This window comes from Lapidilactobacillus bayanensis (assembly GCF_003946695.1).
In the GTDB taxonomy this organism is placed as follows: domain Bacteria; phylum Bacillota; class Bacilli; order Lactobacillales; family Lactobacillaceae; genus Lapidilactobacillus; species Lapidilactobacillus bayanensis.
The window spans coordinates 57,896-77,747 of record NZ_RHOX01000006.1 but is presented as its reverse complement, the minus strand read 5'-3'; the positions used below and the strand labels follow the sequence as shown (position 1 = coordinate 77,747).

Genomic DNA, 19,852 nt, shown 5'->3' with positions numbered 1-19,852 from the left:
ATATTTTTTATGATCGCAAAATCATAAGCGACTTTAAAAATTTTTTTGAATTTTCGCTTGCATTTTGAACAGATGTTCGTATAATAAATATTGCAAACAAACGTTCGGAGGAAAACAAAAATGACAGCAATCAAACAACTCACAAAACAATTAACTAAACAATTTAAACTATTTTTTGATTTGGATCCGGTTGATGATCTGCAGATGTCACCGGCCGAGCAACAAGAATTCGATCAAGCCGTATTAGAACGTGAGATTGAACAATTACAAGCCGCTAATCAGATTGTTTCTGTTCAAATCAAAAATCCCAATAATCAAGCGCAACCAGTTCAATTTATCGTCGGTCGTTTTAAATCTGTACCGGCACATCATGCGATCTTTTTTGAATTGGTCGATAGTAATTTGATTCAACTTGTTTACACGAATCAAATTATTAAAATTGCCGCTTAATCATCACAATAATAGTAGCTATTTAAATACACTATTGTGACGCCGCACCACCCGATTAATTTTGGTTTCAATCGAAAAAGCAACAAAACATTAAGCTGATGTTCAAGTTGAGTTGGTCCCCTCTTTCTCAACCTGAACTGGCTGAATGTTCTGTTGCTTTTTTATTGTGTTCTTTTATCAATCACTTATTGGATTAACTTAGCGATTAGCTTTAGTCTCGTCAGCTTGCCGTAATAATTCTGCGGCGTGTTCTTCAGCCAACCTGGTCACTTCTTTACCAGCAATCATTTTTGCGATAACCAGAACCCGCTGTTCACCGGTCACTTTTTGTAAAGTGGTCGTTGTCCGACCGCCGGCAACTTTCTTCTCAATCAAGTATTGATGATCACTCATAGCGGCAACTTGTGGTAAATGGGTAATGCAAAGTACTTGCGAATGATTGGCGATCACACTAATCTTATCGGCAATTGCTTGCGCAACGCGGCCACTAACCCCGGTGTCCACCTCATCGAAGATAATACTTGTGACACCTTCACCTTGAGCGATGATCGTTTTAATTGCTAACATAATCCGCGACAATTCCCCGCCAGAAGCAATCTTAACTAATGGCTTTAATGCTTCACCAGGATTAGTTTGTAAATAAAAAGCAACTTGATCTTGACCAGACTGTAAGAATTGCTCCGCCTTAGTAAATTGTACCTTGAAAACGGCCTTATCCATATACAATGAACGTAATTGCAGATGAATATTTTGTTCAAGCTTGACGGCAACCTGCTCGCGAACAGCAGTCAACGCCTGAGCCTGCTGAGTTAACTGTGCTTTAACCGCCTGAAAATCGACCTCAATCTGACCAGATTCATCAGTCAGTTGTTGCATTTCACTATATTCAGCTTTAATCTTCTGATGATAATCCTGCACATCACTCAACGTTGGACCATACTTACGCTTTAAATTATTTAAGGTTTCTAAACGTTGTTCGATGTCATTTAAGCGACCTTCGTCAAATTCCAAACTATCAAGCTGATCTTGAACATTGGAAATCACATCTTGCAATGTATAATAAGCCGAATTCAAATTCTCGGAGATATTATGAAAGTCGGAACTAAAGTTGGCAATGTCATTTAACTGGTCCATCGCCACGCCACTTAAATCTAACGCATTGCTTTCATCAGTGCTTAAGACGGCCAAAGTTTGCTGCAAGGCTTGATTAATTTTTTGAAAATTACTGAGGCGATTTTGTTCTAATTCCAAATCGTCATCCTCATGTTTGAGAATCTTTGCCGACGTGATTTCCTCAATCTGAAATTGCAACATATCTAAACGTTGCGCATACGCTTGTTCATTGGCATTTTTATCTGCAATTTGCTTTTGTAAATGGCGATATTGGCGATAGGTTGTTTGGTAATCGTTCAGCAACGACGTGATTGTGGTACGCCCATACTGATCCAGAATATGCAAATGTTGTTCCGCACGCATCAATTCCTGATGTTCATTCTGACCATGAATATCGACTAATTGCTCACCAACCTTGCGTAAAATTGCTGTGGTGACGATCTTGTTGTTCACGCGACAAACATTGCGGCCATTATGACTTAATTCGCGCTCTAAAAGAATATTTTGCCCGTCTAACTCAATATCATTCTCGGTTAAAGTCGCCAGCAATTGTGGGTTATCTTGAACAACAAATAAACCCTGAACGTCTGTCTTTTTCGTGCCAGTGCGAATGAAGTCGCTCGAACCACGTCCGCCGACTAATAAACCTAATGCGTCAATAATGATCGATTTACCAGCACCAGTTTCGCCCGATAAAACTGTCATGCCCTGTTCAAAGTTAACTTCTAAATGTTCAATGATTGCAAAATCATGAATGACTAAATTAGCCAGCATTCTTCTCACCTCTGCAATTAATTAAGCAATGTCGATAACCGGTCCCAAACCAGATCACGGTTATTGAGATCGTCGCTCTTTAAGACCAGTAAGGTACTATCGTCAGTTCCCACGACTGTGAAGACTTCTGACCAACGTCGCTGCTTAATCGCATTGGCAACAACAATGCCACTACCTGGCGCAACTTCAATATTAATTAAATTATCTTGACGATAAAGCCGCGCACCAACATTAGTTAATAAATCAGTCAAAGCTGCATCACTACGATCCAGTTGTTCAACCTGTGGCAACTGGTAAAACGCGCCCTGCGCATCGGCTACTTTAATCAAATGCAGCTCACTAATGTCGCGAGAAACTGTTGCCTGCGTGATTGGGTAGCCTTCTTGGGCCAAATATGTAACTAAATCAGATTGGCTCGCAATTTTATTTTCTTGAACAGCTTTTTTAATTAAATCATGCCGCAATTGTTTGTCCATCATCAAAACCCCTTATTTTATTTTGCCAATAGAACTTGCCATGCTTGATCAACCGTTGCTTTAATGTCAATCTGAGGATTAGGTGTGACCTGCTCTACGCCCACTAACTTTAAATACGTTAAAAATTCAATATTGCCCAAACCACCCGTAATTGGTGAAAAATCTAATCCTAAAACTTGAAATCCCTGTGCTTGCGCAAAAGTTAAAATCTCCTCAAGAACTTGTTCATGCACTTTACGATCACGAACAATGCCGTGCTTGCCAACGGCGCCACGCCCCGCTTCGAATTGGGGCTTAATCAGCGCAACTAAACAACCATTAGCCTTGAGAATCTTTGTTAACGGCGGCATGATCAACTTTAAAGAAATAAATGAAACATCTGTAACGGCAAAATCAGGCAACCCTAATTCAAAATCTTCAGGGCGACTGTAACGAAAATTCACTCGTTCCATCACGGTTACCCGAGCATCCTCACGAAGTTTCCAAGCCAATTGATTGTAACCAACATCTAGTGCATAGACCATCTTAGCGCCATGTTGTAAAACAACATCGGTGAATCCACCAGTTGATGAACCGATATCTAAGACAACTTGATCGGCAACAGTGATGTTGAACACATTTAAAGCCTTGGCGAGTTTAAAGCCACCCCGAGAAACGTACGGGTTTACTTGCCCTTTGACTCGTAAAACTGTTTCTGAATCGATTTTTTCACCCGGCTTATCTAAACGTTCTTCGTTCTTACCGACAACTTGTCCGGCCATCACCGCGCGCTTGGCTTGTTCTCTTGAGGTAAATAATCCTTGTTGTACCAATAAAATGTCAACACGTTCTTTTTTCACTGTCCACTGTCCTTATCGAAATAACTTAAAAAACTTAATAACAGTTGCGGTTCAACATCCGCAGCCAAATCGTTTAAGCTCGTTTGCGCGGCACTGATTTCTGCATGAAGTTTGGCCTTTGCACCGGCAATACCTAAGAATTCCGGATATGTATTTTTCCCGGCGGCCACATCTTTATGCACTTCTTTACCCAATTCGGCTTCAGTACCCGCATAGTCCAACAAATCATCATAGATTTGAAAAGCAACACCAAAATGGCGGCCAAATTGAATTAACGCCTGTGTTGGTTGCGCAGCTAATTGTAGCCGGACAGCCGCCATTTGTAATGGTGCAGTTAGCAACGCACCAGTTTTCAAGGCATCCAACTCTTGAATCATCGCTAAATTAGGTAATTTCTTCCCAGTGGCTTCAATATCAATCACTTGTCCTGCAACCATACCACTTGGCCCAGCAGCTTGTGCTAAGATTGTCACCATTTGCGCAACCGCACTGGTCGGTAGTGGCGGTGCCGATTTACTTGCCAGTTCGCCAACCCACTGAAACGCCAAGGTCAATAAACCATCACCTGCTAGAATCGCCATTGCTTCACCGAATTGCTTATGGTTGGTCAATTGTCCCCGGCGATAATCATCATTGTCCATTGCCGGCAGATCATCATGAATTAACGAGTAAGTATGAATCAATTCGATTGAAGCCGCCGCCTGCAAATCGCTTGGTTGGATTTCTGCAAATGTTGCGACGGTCGCCAAATACAACAACGGTCGCAACCGTTTGCCACCGGCCATTAACGAATAGCACATGCTTTGCCGTAACGTTTCTTGAGTGACAGTTGCATTGACTTGTTGTTCGATAAATGAATTTAGTTGAGGTTGCCATTGTTGACTGAAAGTCGCTAACGTTTCGTTCACAGGTCCACCTACTCTTCGGTCTTAGTCGGCTGTTCAGCAAGCAAAGATTCTTGGCCCTGTTCATTGACAACTTTAGTCAAGGTATCCTCTGCTTCAGTCAGTGTCTTTTCCAGTGAACGCGACAATTTAATGCCTTCTTGAAACTTGGTCAATGCTGTTTCTAACGGCACATTGCCTTGTTCTAATTCATTAACGATTTCTGTTAGTGCTGCTAATTGTGTTTCAAATGATTGTTTTGCTTCAGCCATCTTTACTGCTCCTTCTTCAACACTTGGGCCTTGATTTGGCCGTCTTGTAAATGTAAGTCGAATTCTTGCGCCACGGTAAAATCAGTCAGTTTGACTAATGGTTGTCCTTGCTGATCACTAGCATAAGTATAACCCCGCGCCAAGGTTTTGAGTGGACTTAATTGGTCCAAATTTGCCGCAGCATGCTGAATCTCAACGCGACGTTGTTGCAAATCGACTTGAAAAGCGCGAATAGCGCGGCGTTGTAAATTCTGAACTTGCAACTGATTATTCTGCACTTGATTCAACGGCGATTGTCTGAGCAACCGTTGATTAAGTGTTTGAAACTCCTGTTGCTGTGTGGTCGCATATTGTTGAGCAACGCTTTGGAAGCGTTGCACCAACAAATCTAATTGTTGGCTGTAACCCTGATACAAACGTTCTGGATGTTGAAAGAGGAAACTTTTTTGTTGCGTCTGTAGCAGTTGCTGCCAGTTTTTCAGCGAGCGACGAAAGCCATTAATGGCGCGAAAACGTAACTGTTGAATTTCTAATAAAACGTCGCTTAACTGTGGTGTCGCTAACTCAGCAGCCGCCGTCGGTGTTGCCGCCCGCACATCGGCTACTAAATCAGCAATGGTCGTGTCAGTTTCATGACCAACGGACGAAATGATTGGAATGGGACTAGCTGCCATCGTTCGCGCAACAATTTCTTCGTTAAAGGGCCACAAATCCTCAATTGACCCACCACCACGGCCAATAATGATCGTGTCAAAATCATCATACTGATAAATCTGCTCTAAACGTTGCACGAGTGACGCAGCAGCGGCTTGTCCCTGAACCACGGCCGGGAAAAGTACCAATTGCACTTTGGAATCACGCCGGTGCGACGTCGTCATAATATCATGAATAACTGCACCAGACGGACTCGTTACCACAGCAATTTTCTGCGGATATTTAGCGAGCGGGCGTTTGTTTTTGGCAAATAAACCTTCTGCAGATAATTTCTTCTTCAACTGTTCATACGCCTGATATAGTGCCCCTACACCCAGTGGCTCCATAGAATCAACATAAATTTGGTAACTACCAGCAGGCTCATACAAGCTGATTCGACCAACAATTTGTACCTTCATACCTTCTTCAGGTGTAAATTTAACCTTTTGAAAAGCCGACTTAAACATGATGGCATTGATTTTAGCGTGATCATCTTTTAATGAGAAATATTGATGACTGTTGGGCCGTAACCGAAAATTAGATAATTCACCAGTTAAATAAACCTTTTGTAAATAAGGATCAAAGTCAAATTTCTGCTTCAAATAAGTTGTTAATTGTGTCACGGTTAAAAATTCTGTCTCTGCATTTGGCAATAAAATCACCTTTTTTCTGCAAGATCTGTCGTTTGACTCAATAAAGCGGCAATCGTCATTGGACCAACGCCACCTGGAACCGGCGTAATGAAATCAGCTTTTTCTGCAACCAACTCATAATCAACGTCGCCGACTAAGTGACCGTTAATTCGATTCGTTCCCACATCAATTACCACAGCACCCGGCTTAACCAGATCAGCCGTCACGAAATTTGCTTGCCCGATTGCTGCTACAATAATATCAGCTTGTTGTGCAAGTGTTTGAATATTTTGCGTGTGTGAATGAGCAATTGTCACAGTTGCGTTGGCGGCTAAAAACAAACCAGCTAATGGCCGGCCGACGATTAAGCTACGGCCAATGATTAAAACATTTTTACCGTCAACATCAAGTTGATATTCGGCTAACAAATGCATGATTCCCGCTGCAGTAGCTGGAACTAATTCAGGTTGACCGCTCCACAACTTACCTAAATTAAAAGGATGAAACCCATCCACATCCTTATGTGGATCAACGGCCAATAGAACAGTCTCTTCGCTAATTTGATCTGGCAACGGTAATTGAACTAAGATGCCATCCACCTCTGGATCAGCATTTAGTTCAGCAACCACTGCCAAAACTTCGGCCTGAGTCGCAGTTGCTGGTAAAGTCTGATTAATTGAACGGATGCCAACGCGCTGCGCCATTTTAATTTTGTTGCGAACATAAATCTGACTGGCTGGATCCTCACCAACTAAAACTACTGCTAAGGTAGGAACAATATGACGACTTGCTAAGAGTTGTTCGACCCGTGTTTTAGTGGCTGCCCGCCATTTTTTGGCAACAGCCTTGCCATCTAGAATTGTTGTCATTATCATTACCTCTTTATTTCTGAACTTAAAAAGCACGCCATAAAAAAACTGCCTCATTAGCACTGCAAACCTGAAAAGATCTGCACGAACCAAACAGTGGCAGTTTTAATGTTATGATTTGTGATCTGAACCATTCTCAATAAACTTGGCCAAAACACCGTTGATAAACTTAGCAGACTGATCATCGCTGAACTCTTTGGCCAATTGAATGGCTTCATTGATTGCAACTGCCTGTGGAACCGCAGCATTTTCAATTTCAAAAAGTCCTAAGCGCAAAATTAAAAGATCTGTTTTAGAAAGACGCTTCAACGTCCAACCGCCCTTTAACTTTGGCGTTAATGCTTGATCTAATTCTGTCTGCCGCTCAACAACACCATGCACAAGTTGTTGTAAATAAACCTGATTAGGATCGTTTAAATCGAGTTGAATCGGTTGATCATCGGTCTTATTCTGCGTGGTTGTCAAAACTTCGCTGATGGCAAGATCCGGTGTTAAATCCGAACTGCTCTCTAACATAAACAACGTTTGAAAAGCCGCACTTCTTGCCTGATGGCGATCTAACATGCGCTATTCACCTGCTGCTTCATTTTCATTTTTTTGATCAGTAATCGCATCAGCAAAAAATGCGTCAGTATCAATCTTTTCTTCCTTGGCGGGAATAATGCCATTAACATGAATATTAACTTCATTTAATTCGAGGTCAGTCATGTAATAGAGTTGTTCCTTTAAAACTTTCTGCATATCTAAAGCAACCTTAGGAACAGAGACGCCATAATTCAAATAAACATAAACATCTGCGTTGATTTGATTGCCGTCAACAGATAGCTCAACCCCACGGCCATGATCTTGCCGGCCAAGTAAGGTATTAATGCTATTAGTCAAGTTTCCCCGCATTTCCAAAACGCCGTCAACTTGTTGCGCAGCGATACCAAGAATAACTTCTAAAACTTCAGGCGCAATTTGAATCGTACCTGCTTGATTATCACTTTTTGTTAACAAAATATTTTGTTCTTCAGCCATCTGATAATCTCCTAGTTCTTTGCTCTTGAGATGTAAGTACCGTCTTGGGTATTAATTGTTAAAACATCGCCTGCATTGATGAAGAATGGTACTTGAACAACTAAGCCAGTTTCCATTGTTGCAGGTTTGCTACCACCGGAAGATGTGTCCCCACGGATACCTGCTTCAGTGTCAGTAACAGTTAAGTCGACAGTGTTAGGCATATCAATTCCTAATGTCTCGGTACCATGCATCTGCACACCAACGACCATGTTCTCTTTCAAATACTTCAGTTCATCTTGAATTTCTTCACCAGGTAATTCAAGCTGTTCGTAAGTATTGGTATCCATGAAGACGTAATTAGAACCGTCAGCATATAAATATTGCATTTGTTTACTATCAATCTGTGCCTTTTCAACTTTTTCAGTTGCGCGGAAGGTCTTTTCTTGAACAGCGCCAGTACGTAAATTCTTTAACTTGCTTCGAACGAATGCACTCCCCTTACCGGGTTTAACATGTTGGAATTCCACAACACGCCATAAATCACCATCAACTTGAATGGTCAAGCCGTTTTTGAAGTTGTTTACTGAAATCATATTTATGCCTCACTTATTTTCGTTATGTCTACTATATCAAGCCAGTATACTGGAATGCAAGCAGCGTCTGAGTGTTGCGCAACAAAGCGGCGATGACAAAATTTAGCCAAATTACACCAAACTACTTCTAATTATAACAGATTTACCTCGGAAAAATCACGGAGAAAGCAAAAAGAGTGCGAAAAGCAACGGGTTGGCGGTATGAATTTAAACGGGAAAATCATTGCGTGCTAACGCAAGGAGCTTCACGCTTAAATTCACTTCCGCCAGTTGCTTTGAGCACGTTTCAAGATCAGAGCGCGAAAAACAACGGGTTGATGGCATTAATCTAAACGAGAAGATTGCTGCGTGTTAACGCAGTGAGATTCACGCTTAAATTACTTGCCATCAGTTGCTTTGAGCACGTTTTAAATCAGAGCGCGAAAAGCAACGGGTTGATGGCATTAATTTAAGCGAGAAGATTGCTGCGTGTCAACGCAGTGAGATTCACGTTTAAACTACTTGCCATCAGTTGCTTTGCGCACATTTTAAATCAGAGCGCGAAAGGCAACGGGTTGGCGACATGAATTTAAACGGGAAGATCATTGCGTGTCAACGCAAGGAGATTCACGCTTAAAGTCACTTCCGACAGTTGTTTTTCGCACATTTTAAATCAGAACCATTACAAAATAATTAATTCATCTTCCGGCGCGTGTGTCAAAACCTCACAACCATCTGCGGTAATTAACAAATCATCTTCAATTCGTACACCGCCAAGATTTTCAACGTAAATTCCTGGCTCGTCGGTTACCACATTACCGGCAACTAATGGCTGGGCATTATAAATTCCCCAAGCGCCAGGGCCTTCATGAATATCGAGACCAATCCCATGACCCGTGCCGTGACCGAAGCTATAGCCTTGAGACTTCACATAATTGTGAGCGACATCGTTGATTAAGCCGCCAGTAGCGCCAGGCTTGCTTGCTTCAACGACTCTTTTATTTGCATCCAAAACAATCTGATAAATCTTTTTAGCTTCAGCACCCGGATCGCCAACAGCAATCGTCCGTGTCATGTCTGACGTGTATCCATGGTAGTAACAGCCAAAATCGAAGGTGACTAATTCACCAGTTTGAATTTTTTTATCACTAGCCGTTCCATGTGGCCAAGCGGAACGATATCCAGAAGCCACAATAGTTGTAAAGGACGAACCAGAAGCACCATGTTTGCGCATGAAATATTCCATCTCCGTGGCAACCGCCAATTCGGTCATGCCCGGTTTGACAAAACCTAACAGAAAATCGAAGCAGTCATCAGTAATCTTAATGGCTTGTTTCAGTAATTTAATTTCACCAGCATCTTTCACTTCGCGTAATTGTTCGACCACACCGTTCGTTGCAACGAGTTGAATTGAGCCGAACAGTTTCGTTAAGCTTTGAAATTCCGCGTAATTCAAATGCGTTGCTTCAAAGCCTACCGTCTGCATTCCAACAGCAGCTGCTAATTTCTGTGCTTCAACAAAAACGCCTTTGTGATGTTCGACAATTTCAAAATCCTGCACCTGCTGGGCAGCTTGTTCAGTGTAGCGAGAATCCGTAATAAAATAAGCCTGATCCGCGTTAACTAACAAAACACTCTCATCGCCAGTAAAACCGCTCAAATAGGTCACATTGCGCGTATCCGTAATTAAAATTGCCGGAATTTTTTCCTGAGCTATTTTTGTTCTCAAATTTGCAAGTCTTGTCATCATTTACACACTTTCATTTCACAATTTTTGGAAAATTAAAATTCAAACGAATTTAAGCCATATTCTAAGCCACATTTCCAATCCCCGCAAGTCCAAATCAGAGTGCAAAAAGCAACGTGTTGATGGTATTAATTTAATTGGAAAGATTGATGCGTGTTAACGCAGCAAGATTTTCAATTAAATTACTCACCATCAGTTGCCTTTTGCGCGTTTCAATAGTGTAGAGAACAACGGGTTGACTGCCTTAATTTAAACGGGAAGATTGCTGTGTGCAAGCACAGAGAGAGGCACGCTTAAATTATGCGCAGTCAGTTGTTGCAGCACGTTTCAGATTAGGATCCAAAAAGCACCAACTAAAAAAGAGCTAGAATTTTGTTCTCACTCTTTCTAATTATAAATTCTAGTATGAGTTTCTTCACGCATGACGCAAAGTTGCAAATTAGGCATAGTGGATATCGTGGCCGCGAAGAAATACTTTGCGCTGGAACGTAGTGGGCGTCGATTTGAGCCGATTGCAGGACAAATCGTCTCAAATACGAGCCTTAATGTAAGCAATAAATTGCCAACATTAATGTCACTACTGAGCGGTGTTTCTTCGCCGCCACTAAACTAGCGAGTGGGCAACCTTTGCGCAAGCGCTGAATTGACGAGTGGTTGAATACCTTCCAATTTTTAGAAGCACAAATTTACTGTTAAATCACACCAACACATCTCTTTAGTCAGTGCCGGAGGGAAATCGCGGTCAGCTGTGAAATTGTCGTTTGCGATTTATCACTTATGACAAGGCCGAGCTTTAAGACAATCGTAGATTGGCTTAAAGTCGAGCCCACAGCGTTCCACCAGCGTATTTTCTGGAGGCACGTAGAACAGCGACGATAACAGTTCTAGGACTTACCATTTACAACCCAATCACACTCCTATTCCGCAATCTGCAAGTCGATTGTTTGATCAAAATATTTTTGCAATTCCGGACGTTGATTATGAGAAACGAAAAAGACCATTTCGTTGGGATCAGTTAAGATTGTCTGTTCAATCGTTAAGGCCGTTTTGGCATCGACGTTGACTGTACTTTCGTCAAATAACAAAACCGGCGCTTGAACCAATAAAGCTCTGGCTAACGCTAGTCGTTGCCTTTGACCACCTGACAAATCAGCGCCGCTCGTACTAATCACCGTCTCCAGACCATCTGGCAACTGTGCGATGGTTTCAACCAGATCAACCCGTACCAAAACTTGCTGCAATAAATCATCACTAACATCACGTCCTAGCGTCAGATTGTAACGAATCGTATCGTTAAAAATATAAGCCGACTGCGGTACATATAATGCGTAATTATTGCCCGTACTGTCTTGAGAAACGGGGACTTGTGGCAACCACTCTAATTGACCATGGCTCTGTTTAGGACTGATAATCTGCGCAATCCCCCGCAACAACGTCGATTTTCCAGAACCGCTGGGACCACTGACGGCAATCTTTTGATGATCGTGATAATTACCTGAAACATTCTGCAACCATTGATGATGTTTAGCATCGGTCAGCCCAAAATCATGTAAAACAACTTGCGGTTGTGCATCAGCAGCAAACTCAGATTCTGCGACTGGTGTTTCATAGTTTAAATCTTGATATTTAGCAAAAATTGGTGTCACAGCCTTGCGGACCACTAATAAGCTAGCTAGTCGCGAGAACGAAGTAAACATAATTCCCGCTAATTGACCCGTTGCTAAATATGAGCCCGCCGAAAGTTGATGTCCCAATACTAACCAACTGGTCAGCCCAATGATGGCAAACTGGCCGAACAAACTGAGCGAATAGGTCAAAGCATCGACTGCCACTTCTTTACGAGCATATGCTAAATTGGCCTCGCGCACTTCAACTGACTGCCGATTCAGCCGTTGCGAAATTTCACCACGCCGTTTGAAGGCCAGCAAAGTATCAAAACCCGATAAAACATTGGTCACCTGATTAACAAAGCGTTCATTAGCTTCGGTTACTTTTTTGGAACCAGTTTCAATCAACTTCTTAATTTGTGGCGGCAAAATCACCATCAGTATTGCAAAAACGAGTGTCGTCACTGTCAGCGTCCAATGATACATGCTCAGTGTAACTAGTGGAAAGATCACCCCACAGCCATACATGATCATCTCAAAAAAATTGACGAACCCTTTCTGCTTAATCTGTTCAATATCATTATTCAGCCATGAGGTCAATTGACCAACACTATACTGATGAAACTTTTGATCATCAAAATGACTAATCCCCCGCGCCAAATCGCATCGTAAATCATAATTCAAAGTCTCAACCGCTTTACTCTGACGATAATCAGACCAGCGTGACCAACTGAAATAACCAAGCGAAAAAATCACGTCAAAACTAAACCAAAAAACAAACTGATGCGACTTTCCTTGAATTAATGAATCCAACACGCGATTTAAAATAACCGTCACCAAAGTTTGACATAAAATAGTCACCACAATAAAAAATATCGTGATTCCTGTCAAACGTTTTTCTTGCCATAAATATTTTTTTACATTCATTTGATCAACCTCTTTGCTTTTTGACCAGTATACGAATGAAGTTGTTGCACGCGACTCATTATTTCAATATATTGAAATAATAGCTGATGATGCTTATCATGGATGTATCTTAAAGTTACGGTAAAGGAGGTCGCTAGCTTGGAAACATACGGTGCAACATTTAAACGACTGCGAAAAAATAAAGGCTTAACCCTTAAACAAGTTGCCGATGAACTGAATTCAATTTCGTTTATCTCAATGTTTGAACATGATCAAACCAATATTTCGGTCGATCGCTTCGAACATTTATTGGAAAAGATCAATGTCAGTTTCGCAGAATTTCAGATTGAACGTAAAGGTACACTGCTTACGACTGTCGAACAAAAGATAGCTGCCGTCGAAAAGTTGAGGTCAGTCGGCTACTTACTCTCAAAAAAGCAGCGCTCTCCAGATCTAAAAGCCATTGACTCAAAGTTAACCAAACTCCAGAAACAGCTGCAACAACACTATGATTTGCGGCTGGATCATTATCTCCAAATTGCCCAATGGCAGCACCGTTATCCTGATCCCCGTGAGTCTCTCAAATCCGGTGATTACCCGATCTCGATCAGCCAATATTTATTTAATGTTGACAGTTGGGGCGTTTATGAAGTCCGCCTTTTCATGGATGCCATGATGACTTTACCACCCATGCAAATTAGACAGCTAGTTGACAATCTTAAGAACAAAACGGTGCGTTTTCAAAAAATTCCCGGGCATGAAACGGATATCGTTTATTGCTATCTCACCGCAATTTCAGTCCTAGTTGGCTTAAGCGACTGCCCTGCAGCCACTCATGTCTACCACTTGCTGGAAAATTATCTCACCCAACCCAATCTGGAGATGGCCCAAAAAGTTTACCTCAAAATCATCATGCCTTTTATGCGTGGTTGGATTAAACTTTATGAAAATCAAATTGATGAAGCCAATCAATTATTTGCGGAAACACTGAACTATTTGCGGCATTTCCAGCTTAATCATCAGCTTGAAAATTGGACTGCTATTAAAGACGGCTTAATCTCTACTCAGCGAAATCATCAGAGTAATTTTTTCAGATTTATGTAACCGCCAGATTAGCCACAGCTATTGCCTCAAAAATAAACCACCAAAAAAGCCTAGCCAGATTATTCTGGTTAGGCTTTTATTAACATGAATTACGCTTCTTGAGCGACTGGCATAACAGATACTTGTTTGCGATCTTTACCAAGACGTTCGAATTTAACGACGCCATCAGTTAAGGCAAATAATGTATCATCGCCACCACGACCAACGTTCACACCTGGATGAATCTTAGTGCCACGTTGACGGTAGAGAATTGAACCAGCAGTAACAGTTTGGCCATCGGCACGCTTAGCACCTAAACGACGACCTGCAGAGTTACGACCGTTCGCACTGGAACCGCCACCTTTATGGTGAGAGAAGAATTGTAAATTATGCATTTCCATTGCGATGCACCTCCGTTAGCTAATTAAGCATTGATAGTGTCAATGACAACCTTAGTGTATGGTTGACGATGACCCTTCTTTTGATGTTGATGTTTCTTAGGCTTGTACTTGTAAGTAACAACTTTCTTTTCGCGACCTTGTTTTTCAACAGTACCAACAACAGTAGCACCGTTGACTGTTGGTGCGCCAACAGTCGTTGTTCCTTCACCACCGATTAAAATAACTTCATCAAAAGTTACCTTTTCGCCAGCTTCTACATCAAGCTTTTCTACATAAACAGCTTCGCCAGCTTCAACTTTATATTGTTTACCACCAGTTTTAATAATTGCGTACATCTACGTGCACCTCCTATTATCTTAGACTCGCCAAAAGAGGTAGCAAATTGCTTTAAAACCTCTGATTGTGCGGTTGCAGCTGTGGAGTTCACAAATACAACTCCATCATTCTACCAAAAAATCCCGCTAACCGCAACCGATTAACGAGATTTGTTAAGAGAAAACTGTGCAAATTAATAATGAGTATCGCTAATAGAAACTCGACCGTCTTTTAAATTTATTCCCGGATAACAGTCGTGCTAACTTATTTTACTAAATTCTGCCTACTTGCAGCGGCAATGGCTTACTTTTTAATCGTCCCTTGGTTATTCAACAATCTATGTCTACCGATGGATTCAATTAGCAGATTAAGTGTTAACTGATCAACCTAACCTTTACCTTATCTTCAAATGATCTGTCATAATAAAAGCAAACTCAACAACTTCATTAAATTATCATGAAACAAAAATAAAAAAGCCTATCAACTTAGGCTTTTTTTCACTATAATGACATTATAGATTAGTGGAGCAGGAGAGATTCGAACTCTCGACCTACGGTTTAGAAGACCGTTGCTCTATCCTGCTGAGCTACTGCTCCAGACAACCTAATTATTATAGTCAAAAAACTTCAGCATTGTCAATCAAACTAGGAGGAAATCCAATGAAATATAATCAATTCGCATATTCATTACCCACACCGCAACAACAAATTCTTGAATTACAACGTATCAAAATATACCCCGTTGATGTGGCTCAGTATTCATTTGATAAGCTCACCCGTCATGTCTTCCGTCATCTTTTCCCGGACTATCGTTCTCAAGCTGCTTTAGAAACACAATTTAGCAACTTGCTTGTTAACAAGGATCAAACTCTTTTTTCATATCTGGCTAATATTGGCGATCGTTTTGAGCAACACGCTTTTTATAATGTTGCTTTACAATTATTAGGCTTTTATACCCCGCTTGACTTTTCATTGACTGATCCGATTGCAACGATGAAAAAATTAGGCCTACCTTTTGTTGATAAACAATATTTCAACACGGAATCATTGACCAGTGCCGTTTATCAATTGTTAAACACACGTAGTAAAAATGGCTATGCTTTGATTGACAATTTAGCAGCACGTGGCTACTACGCCGTTAATTTAAGTTCAGGTGAACAACAACGGCCGCTTTTCTTTAATGGCAAAGCCCAAGCCACTTTCTCTGCTGATAATTTAATTCGCGAAGTTGTTTACGTAGAATCTGATTTAGACACCGATAACGATGGCCAACGAGATTTACTAGAAGCCACAATTATTCGACCACAAACAGCCAATGACTTTATTAAATTACCAGCATTATACACTGCTAATCCTTATTTCAAAGGCACAACTGATACGTCAATGAACAATGTTGATCTCAAAATGGCGGCTAAGCCAATTGGTGACGCACGCGAAAATCAAGATCAGTTTGATGACTTCAAAACTTTTGCAACCACTAATCCTGCCACTGCATTAACCAATCCTTTTGCCAATCATCCTAGCGTCGCCGAACCAAGTTTAATCGGTACGGTAACTTTAAGTGATTATTTCTTGCAGCGAGGCTTTGCTTCCGTTTATGCTGCTGGAATTGGCACTCGCGGATCAGATGGTATTGGAACTTGCGGTTCACCAGAACAAACGGCCTCAACAATTGCCATTATTGAATGGCTCCATGGTGACCGGCGCGCCTTTACCGATCGTTCTCGTCTTGATGAGGTGGCAGCAACGTGGTGCAGCGGCCATGTTTCGATGACCGGCAAATCTTACTTAGGCACCTTAGCTATCGCTGCTGCAACAACTGGTGTGGCTGGCTTAGATACAGTTATTTCTGAAGCTGCAATTTCTAGTTGGTATGATTATTATCGCGAACATGGCTTAGTCGTTGCACCACAAACTTTCCAAGGTGAAGACACGGATGTGTTAACGAATGAATGTTTCAGCCGTCAAAAAGATGCAGGCGATTATGCCAAAGTAAAACCATTCTATGATCAGAAATTAGCACAGATGAAACAGGATCAAGATCGCGAAACTGGCAGTTATAATCACTTCTGGGATGTTCGTAATTACCGCAATAACATTAACCTGGTTAAATGTCCGATCGTTAGTGTTCACGGCTTAAACGATTGGAATGTGAAACCAAAGAATGTTTATAAACTGAATCAAGTCTTAAAAGAACAAGGGATTGACCACAAAGTTATTTTGCATCAAGGTCAACACATTTATATTAACAACTTCCCTAGCTTGGATTTCTATGACTTAATCAACATGTGGTTATCTAACAAACTTTGCGGGATTGAAAACCATGCTGATGCTATTTTCCCCGATTATTTAATTCAAAGTAACTTGGACGAAAGTGATTGGCAAACACCAGCAACTTGGGACGGCGCGACCGAAAAAGATTTCGCACTAACAAAGAATTTTGAAATCACTTCTGAAAATAAAGATCATTTCGTCGATAATGGTGTTCAAGCTTTCCATGAAAGTGGCTTAAAAGATTTAGCTTGGGAAGAAGCCTTCATCCAACAAGATAAACGTTTTGCCAACAATCAAATCGTCTTTAAAACACCAGAGCTTAAAGAGGAACTCTTGATTACTGGTCGGCCCGTAGTTCATCTCAACGTTAAAAGCAGTGCTAATCACGGTTTAATCAGTGCAATGTTAATTGATTATGGCGAGGCCAAGCGCTTAACTGTTCGGCCGCAAACCGTTGAACTTCAAACACGGCAATTAGGTTATCACGGTCCGCTAGAAACAACCATGGCCTTCAAAACTGCTGCTGCAGCGACGCCAGCTAAATTAATTGCCAAAGGGCATCTTAATTTACAAAATCGGCTCAATGCTTATGAAAGTGAACGCGTTGAACCGGACCAACAATACGAGCTTGACTTACGTTTGCAACCAACCTACTACCACCTGCCTGCTGGTCACCGATTAGGGATTATTCTCTACGCAACCGACATGGGCATGACCATTCGCGATCAAAATGAAATCACCTATACTTTCGATTTGGAAAGTTCAAAATTAGTGGTTAATTTAGGGTAATATGTAATTTGCAGTTCTAGTTGCTTGTCACTAATCAAAATGGTGGCAACTAGAACTGTTTTGTTGTGGTTCTTCGCGTTTGCGCAAAGGTTGTGTATGGAGCGTGCGAGGTGCCGTGGTGGAAAATAAACACTTGGCGCTGGAACGTTATTAATTAAGACGGGCGAAACTAAAACTGTTTTGTTGTGATTCTTCGCGCTTGCACAAAGGTTGGATACGAAACGTGCGGGGCCGTGGTGGAAAATAAATACTTGTCGCTGGAACGTAGTGGGCGTTGCTTGAAGCCGATTTTTTCAAAATCGTCTCCAAGACAAGCCTTAATGTAAGCAATAAATTGCCAACATTAATGTCACTACTGAGCGGTATTTATTTTCCACCACTTAACTAGCAAGAGAGCAACCTTTGCACAAGCGCTGAATTGACGAATGGTTAGAACACTTCAAATTTTTAGAAGTATAAATTAGAAGTTTAGTTGCACTAACGCTCTTTCGTCAGTGCCGGAGGGAAATCGCGGTCAGCTGTGAAATTCTCGTTGGCGATTTATCGCTTACGAGAAGGCCGAGCTTTAAGACAATCGTTGATTGGCTTAAAGTCGAGCCCACAGCGTTCCACCAGCGTATTTCCCGTAGGCATCAACATAACAGTTCTAGGGCTTAGCATTTATAACAGGAACGAATTTGAAACGAATTGTTTTTCATTCGGCTCAATCAATAACTAACCCCGACGGTAAAGAAACGTCATCATATGATATCGCGTCATCAAAAAAGCCTAACAGATTAAAATCAATCTGTTAGGCTTTTCGTCTGCACTATAATGACAAATATTGTTCACGTTCCCATTCAGAAACGGTTTGACGATAAGAATTCCACTCCATCCGCTTTGAATCCATAAAACTTTGATATAAATGTGGACCGAGTGAAGCTTTGATCACATCATCCTTTTCTAAAGTTTTTAATGCGTTGTGTAAAGTTGATGGTAAATCGCTAATATGAGCCTCGTGGCGCTCGTCTGCGGTCATGCCGTAGATATTCCGGTCAACTGGTTCAGGAGCTTCCAAATGATTCTTAAGGCCATCTAAACCAGCAGCTAGAATCGAGCCAATCGCCAAATATGGATTAGCACTTGGATCAACACTCCGTAATTCCAAGCGAGTCGATAAACCACGCGCTTGTGGAACTCGGATCAATGGTGAACGATTGTGACCAGACCAAGCGACATAAACTGGCGCCTCAAAACCAGGCACTAAACGTTTATACGAATTAACGGTTGGATTATTAATAGCTGTTAAAGAACGTGCATGAATCATTAAGCCAGCTAAGAAATGTTTAGCCGTTGCTGATAATTTATCGTCCATGTTGGCGTCATAAAATGCATTGCCTTCTGGCGTACCCAGCGACATGTTAATATGCATACCTGATCCAGCAATGGCTTCCAGCGGTTTGGGCATAAATGTCGCGTGAAGGCCGTGTTTACGTGCAACTGAACGAACAACTAGTTTGAAAGTTTGAATATTATCGGCAGCTTCAACAGCATCAGAATATTTGAAGTCAATTTCGTGCTGGCCGGGGGCAACCTCATGATGGCTGGCTTCAACTTCAAAGCCCATTTTTTCCAATTCTAGCACGATATCGCGGCGACAGTTCTCACCTAAGTCAAGCGGAGCAAAATCAAAGTAACTGCCATCGTCGTTTAAATCAAGTGTTGGTTTGTTGTTGGCATCTAATTTGAATAAGAAAAATTCAGGTTCAGGTCCAATATCAAATTCGGTGAAGCCCTCCTCTTTCATTTCTGCCACGATGCGTCGTAAGTTATTCCGCGGATCACCCATGAAGGGTTCGCCATCAGTCGTAAAGACATCACAAATCAAGCGTGCGACTTTCCCATGCTCAGAACCCCATGGAAAAATTAAAAAGGTCGATAAATCGGGGATCAGTAACATATCACTTTCCTCAATTCGAACGAAGCCGTCAATTGAAGAACCATCAAACATGACTTTATTATTGAGAACCTTGTTAATTTGGTCGACCGGAACTTCAACGTTTTTCAGCATACCATTGATATCGGTAAACATTAACCGTAGAAACTGTACGTTTTCTTCTTCAACGATGTTTTTGATTTCAGTTGCTGTATACACTTTTTTTGTCATAACCTACTC

19 protein-coding genes, 1 tRNA gene and 1 other annotated feature are annotated in these 19,852 nt (G+C 41.5%); of the genes, 4 read left to right on the top strand and 16 right to left on the bottom strand.

Features of this window, described 5'->3' with window-relative positions:
- The first annotated feature begins 120 nt into the window (after positions 1-120).
- A complete protein-coding gene (locus EKM65_RS03565) occupies positions 121-450 on the top strand; it encodes a hypothetical protein (protein ID WP_125605557.1) in 330 nt (109 codons plus the stop codon).
- A gap of 198 nt (positions 451-648) precedes the next feature.
- Here EKM65_RS03565 and recN read toward each other — a convergent pair whose 3' ends face one another.
- From recN to EKM65_RS03510, 11 genes are all read right to left on the bottom strand, one after another.
- A complete protein-coding gene (recN, locus tag EKM65_RS03560; protein ID WP_125605555.1) occupies positions 649-2,337 on the bottom strand; it encodes a DNA repair protein RecN in 1,689 nt (562 codons plus the stop codon).
- Between the two features lie 17 nt (positions 2,338-2,354).
- Positions 2,355-2,816 carry an arginine repressor gene (locus tag EKM65_RS03555; RefSeq protein ID WP_125605553.1) on the bottom strand — a complete coding sequence of 154 codons (462 nt, stop codon included), beginning with the start codon at positions 2,814-2,816 and terminating at the stop codon, positions 2,355-2,357.
- Positions 2,817-2,830: 14 nt separating this feature from the next.
- The gene (locus EKM65_RS03550; RefSeq protein WP_125605551.1) at positions 2,831-3,652 is read right to left on the bottom strand and encodes a TlyA family RNA methyltransferase; all 822 of its coding nucleotides are present in this window, start codon (positions 3,650-3,652) and stop codon (positions 2,831-2,833) included.
- The gene (locus tag EKM65_RS03545) at positions 3,649-4,560 is read right to left on the bottom strand and encodes a polyprenyl synthetase family protein (RefSeq protein WP_225420387.1); all 912 of its coding nucleotides are present in this window, start codon (positions 4,558-4,560) and stop codon (positions 3,649-3,651) included. Before EKM65_RS03545 ends, EKM65_RS03550 begins: the two co-directional genes overlap by 4 nt.
- An 8-nt stretch (positions 4,561-4,568) precedes the next feature.
- Entirely contained in the window at positions 4,569-4,808 is a 240-nt protein-coding gene (locus tag EKM65_RS03540) for an exodeoxyribonuclease VII small subunit (RefSeq protein ID WP_125605549.1), read from the bottom strand.
- Between the two features lie 2 nt (positions 4,809-4,810).
- Positions 4,811-6,154 carry an exodeoxyribonuclease VII large subunit gene (gene xseA, locus EKM65_RS03535; protein WP_125605547.1) on the bottom strand — a complete coding sequence of 448 codons (1,344 nt, stop codon included), beginning with the start codon at positions 6,152-6,154 and terminating at the stop codon, positions 4,811-4,813.
- Between the two features lie 5 nt (positions 6,155-6,159).
- Positions 6,160-7,002: a bifunctional methylenetetrahydrofolate dehydrogenase/methenyltetrahydrofolate cyclohydrolase FolD gene (gene folD, locus EKM65_RS03530; RefSeq protein ID WP_125605545.1), complete on the bottom strand. Its 843-nt coding sequence runs from the start codon at positions 7,000-7,002 to the stop codon at positions 6,160-6,162.
- Between the two features lie 111 nt (positions 7,003-7,113).
- Positions 7,114-7,566 (bottom strand): transcription antitermination factor NusB, encoded by a 453-nt coding sequence (nusB, locus tag EKM65_RS03525; protein ID WP_125605543.1) that lies wholly within the window; start codon positions 7,564-7,566, stop codon positions 7,114-7,116.
- A 3-nt stretch (positions 7,567-7,569) separates the two neighbouring features.
- Entirely contained in the window at positions 7,570-8,022 is a 453-nt protein-coding gene (locus EKM65_RS03520) for an Asp23/Gls24 family envelope stress response protein (protein WP_125605541.1), read from the bottom strand.
- An 11-nt stretch (positions 8,023-8,033) separates the two neighbouring features.
- Positions 8,034-8,597, bottom strand: coding sequence for an elongation factor P (gene efp / locus EKM65_RS03515; RefSeq protein WP_125605538.1), 564 nt, complete (start codon positions 8,595-8,597; stop codon positions 8,034-8,036).
- A gap of 661 nt (positions 8,598-9,258) precedes the next feature.
- On the bottom strand, positions 9,259-10,323 hold the full coding sequence (locus EKM65_RS03510) for a M24 family metallopeptidase (protein ID WP_125605614.1): 1,065 nt from the start codon (positions 10,321-10,323) through the stop codon (positions 9,259-9,261).
- 457 nt (positions 10,324-10,780) lie between these two features.
- Here EKM65_RS03510 and EKM65_RS11170 point away from each other — a divergent pair, with 457 nt between their 5' ends.
- Positions 10,781-10,936 carry a hypothetical protein gene (locus tag EKM65_RS11170; RefSeq protein WP_164506801.1) on the top strand — a complete coding sequence of 52 codons (156 nt, stop codon included), beginning with the start codon at positions 10,781-10,783 and terminating at the stop codon, positions 10,934-10,936.
- Between the two features lie 304 nt (positions 10,937-11,240).
- Here the strand turns inward: EKM65_RS11170 and EKM65_RS03505 are convergent, their stop codons facing one another.
- Positions 11,241-12,857 (bottom strand): ABC transporter transmembrane domain-containing protein, encoded by a 1,617-nt coding sequence (locus tag EKM65_RS03505; protein WP_125605537.1) that lies wholly within the window; start codon positions 12,855-12,857, stop codon positions 11,241-11,243.
- Positions 12,858-12,995: 138 nt separating this feature from the next.
- Here EKM65_RS03505 and EKM65_RS03500 point away from each other — a divergent pair, with 138 nt between their 5' ends.
- Positions 12,996-13,940, top strand: coding sequence for a helix-turn-helix domain-containing protein (locus EKM65_RS03500; protein WP_225420386.1), 945 nt, complete (start codon positions 12,996-12,998; stop codon positions 13,938-13,940).
- Between the two features lie 89 nt (positions 13,941-14,029).
- Here the strand turns inward: EKM65_RS03500 and rpmA are convergent, their stop codons facing one another.
- From rpmA to EKM65_RS03485, 3 genes are all read right to left on the bottom strand, one after another.
- Positions 14,030-14,320: a 50S ribosomal protein L27 gene (rpmA, locus tag EKM65_RS03495; RefSeq protein ID WP_057754386.1), complete on the bottom strand. Its 291-nt coding sequence runs from the start codon at positions 14,318-14,320 to the stop codon at positions 14,030-14,032.
- A 23-nt stretch (positions 14,321-14,343) separates the two neighbouring features.
- Positions 14,344-14,655, bottom strand: a complete 312-nt coding sequence (gene rplU / locus EKM65_RS03490; RefSeq protein ID WP_125605533.1) for a 50S ribosomal protein L21 — start codon at positions 14,653-14,655, stop codon at positions 14,344-14,346.
- Between the two features lie 13 nt (positions 14,656-14,668).
- Positions 14,669-14,740 (bottom strand) — a sequence feature (ribosomal protein L21 leader region).
- Positions 14,741-15,157: 417 nt separating this feature from the next.
- Positions 15,158-15,231 (bottom strand) — tRNA-Arg (locus EKM65_RS03485).
- 63 nt (positions 15,232-15,294) lie between these two features.
- Between EKM65_RS03485 and EKM65_RS03480 the strand changes: the two genes are divergently transcribed.
- Entirely contained in the window at positions 15,295-17,697 is a 2,403-nt protein-coding gene (locus EKM65_RS03480; protein ID WP_125605532.1) for a Xaa-Pro dipeptidyl-peptidase, read from the top strand.
- Positions 17,698-18,505: 808 nt separating this feature from the next.
- Here EKM65_RS03480 and glnA read toward each other — a convergent pair.
- Complete coding sequence (gene glnA, locus EKM65_RS03475) at positions 18,506-19,843, bottom strand: type I glutamate--ammonia ligase (RefSeq protein WP_125605530.1); 1,338 nt, start codon at positions 19,841-19,843, stop codon at positions 18,506-18,508.
- Positions 19,844-19,852: the final 9 nt, after the last annotated feature.

Coding starts and splice junctions, on each gene's coding strand:
- EKM65_RS03565 (WP_125605557.1), top strand. CDS start 121: ATGACAGCAATCAAACAACTCACAAAACAATTAACTAAACAATTTAAA.
- recN (WP_125605555.1), bottom strand. CDS start 2,337: ATGCTGGCTAATTTAGTCATTCATGATTTTGCAATCATTGAACATTTA.
- EKM65_RS03555 (WP_125605553.1), bottom strand. CDS start 2,816: ATGATGGACAAACAATTGCGGCATGATTTAATTAAAAAAGCTGTTCAA.
- EKM65_RS03540 (WP_125605549.1), bottom strand. CDS start 4,808: ATGGCTGAAGCAAAACAATCATTTGAAACACAATTAGCAGCACTAACA.
- folD (WP_125605545.1), bottom strand. CDS start 7,002: ATGACAACAATTCTAGATGGCAAGGCTGTTGCCAAAAAATGGCGGGCA.
- nusB (WP_125605543.1), bottom strand. CDS start 7,566: ATGTTAGATCGCCATCAGGCAAGAAGTGCGGCTTTTCAAACGTTGTTT.
- EKM65_RS03520 (WP_125605541.1), bottom strand. CDS start 8,022: ATGGCTGAAGAACAAAATATTTTGTTAACAAAAAGTGATAATCAAGCA.
- efp (WP_125605538.1), bottom strand. CDS start 8,597: ATGATTTCAGTAAACAACTTCAAAAACGGCTTGACCATTCAAGTTGAT.
- EKM65_RS03510 (WP_125605614.1), bottom strand. CDS start 10,323: ATGACAAGACTTGCAAATTTGAGAACAAAAATAGCTCAGGAAAAAATT.
- EKM65_RS03505 (WP_125605537.1), bottom strand. CDS start 12,857: ATGAATGTAAAAAAATATTTATGGCAAGAAAAACGTTTGACAGGAATC.
- rpmA (WP_057754386.1), bottom strand. CDS start 14,320: ATGGAAATGCATAATTTACAATTCTTCTCTCACCATAAAGGTGGCGGT.
- rplU (WP_125605533.1), bottom strand. CDS start 14,655: ATGTACGCAATTATTAAAACTGGTGGTAAACAATATAAAGTTGAAGCT.
- EKM65_RS03480 (WP_125605532.1), top strand. CDS start 15,295: ATGAAATATAATCAATTCGCATATTCATTACCCACACCGCAACAACAA.
- glnA (WP_125605530.1), bottom strand. CDS start 19,843: ATGACAAAAAAAGTGTATACAGCAACTGAAATCAAAAACATCGTTGAA.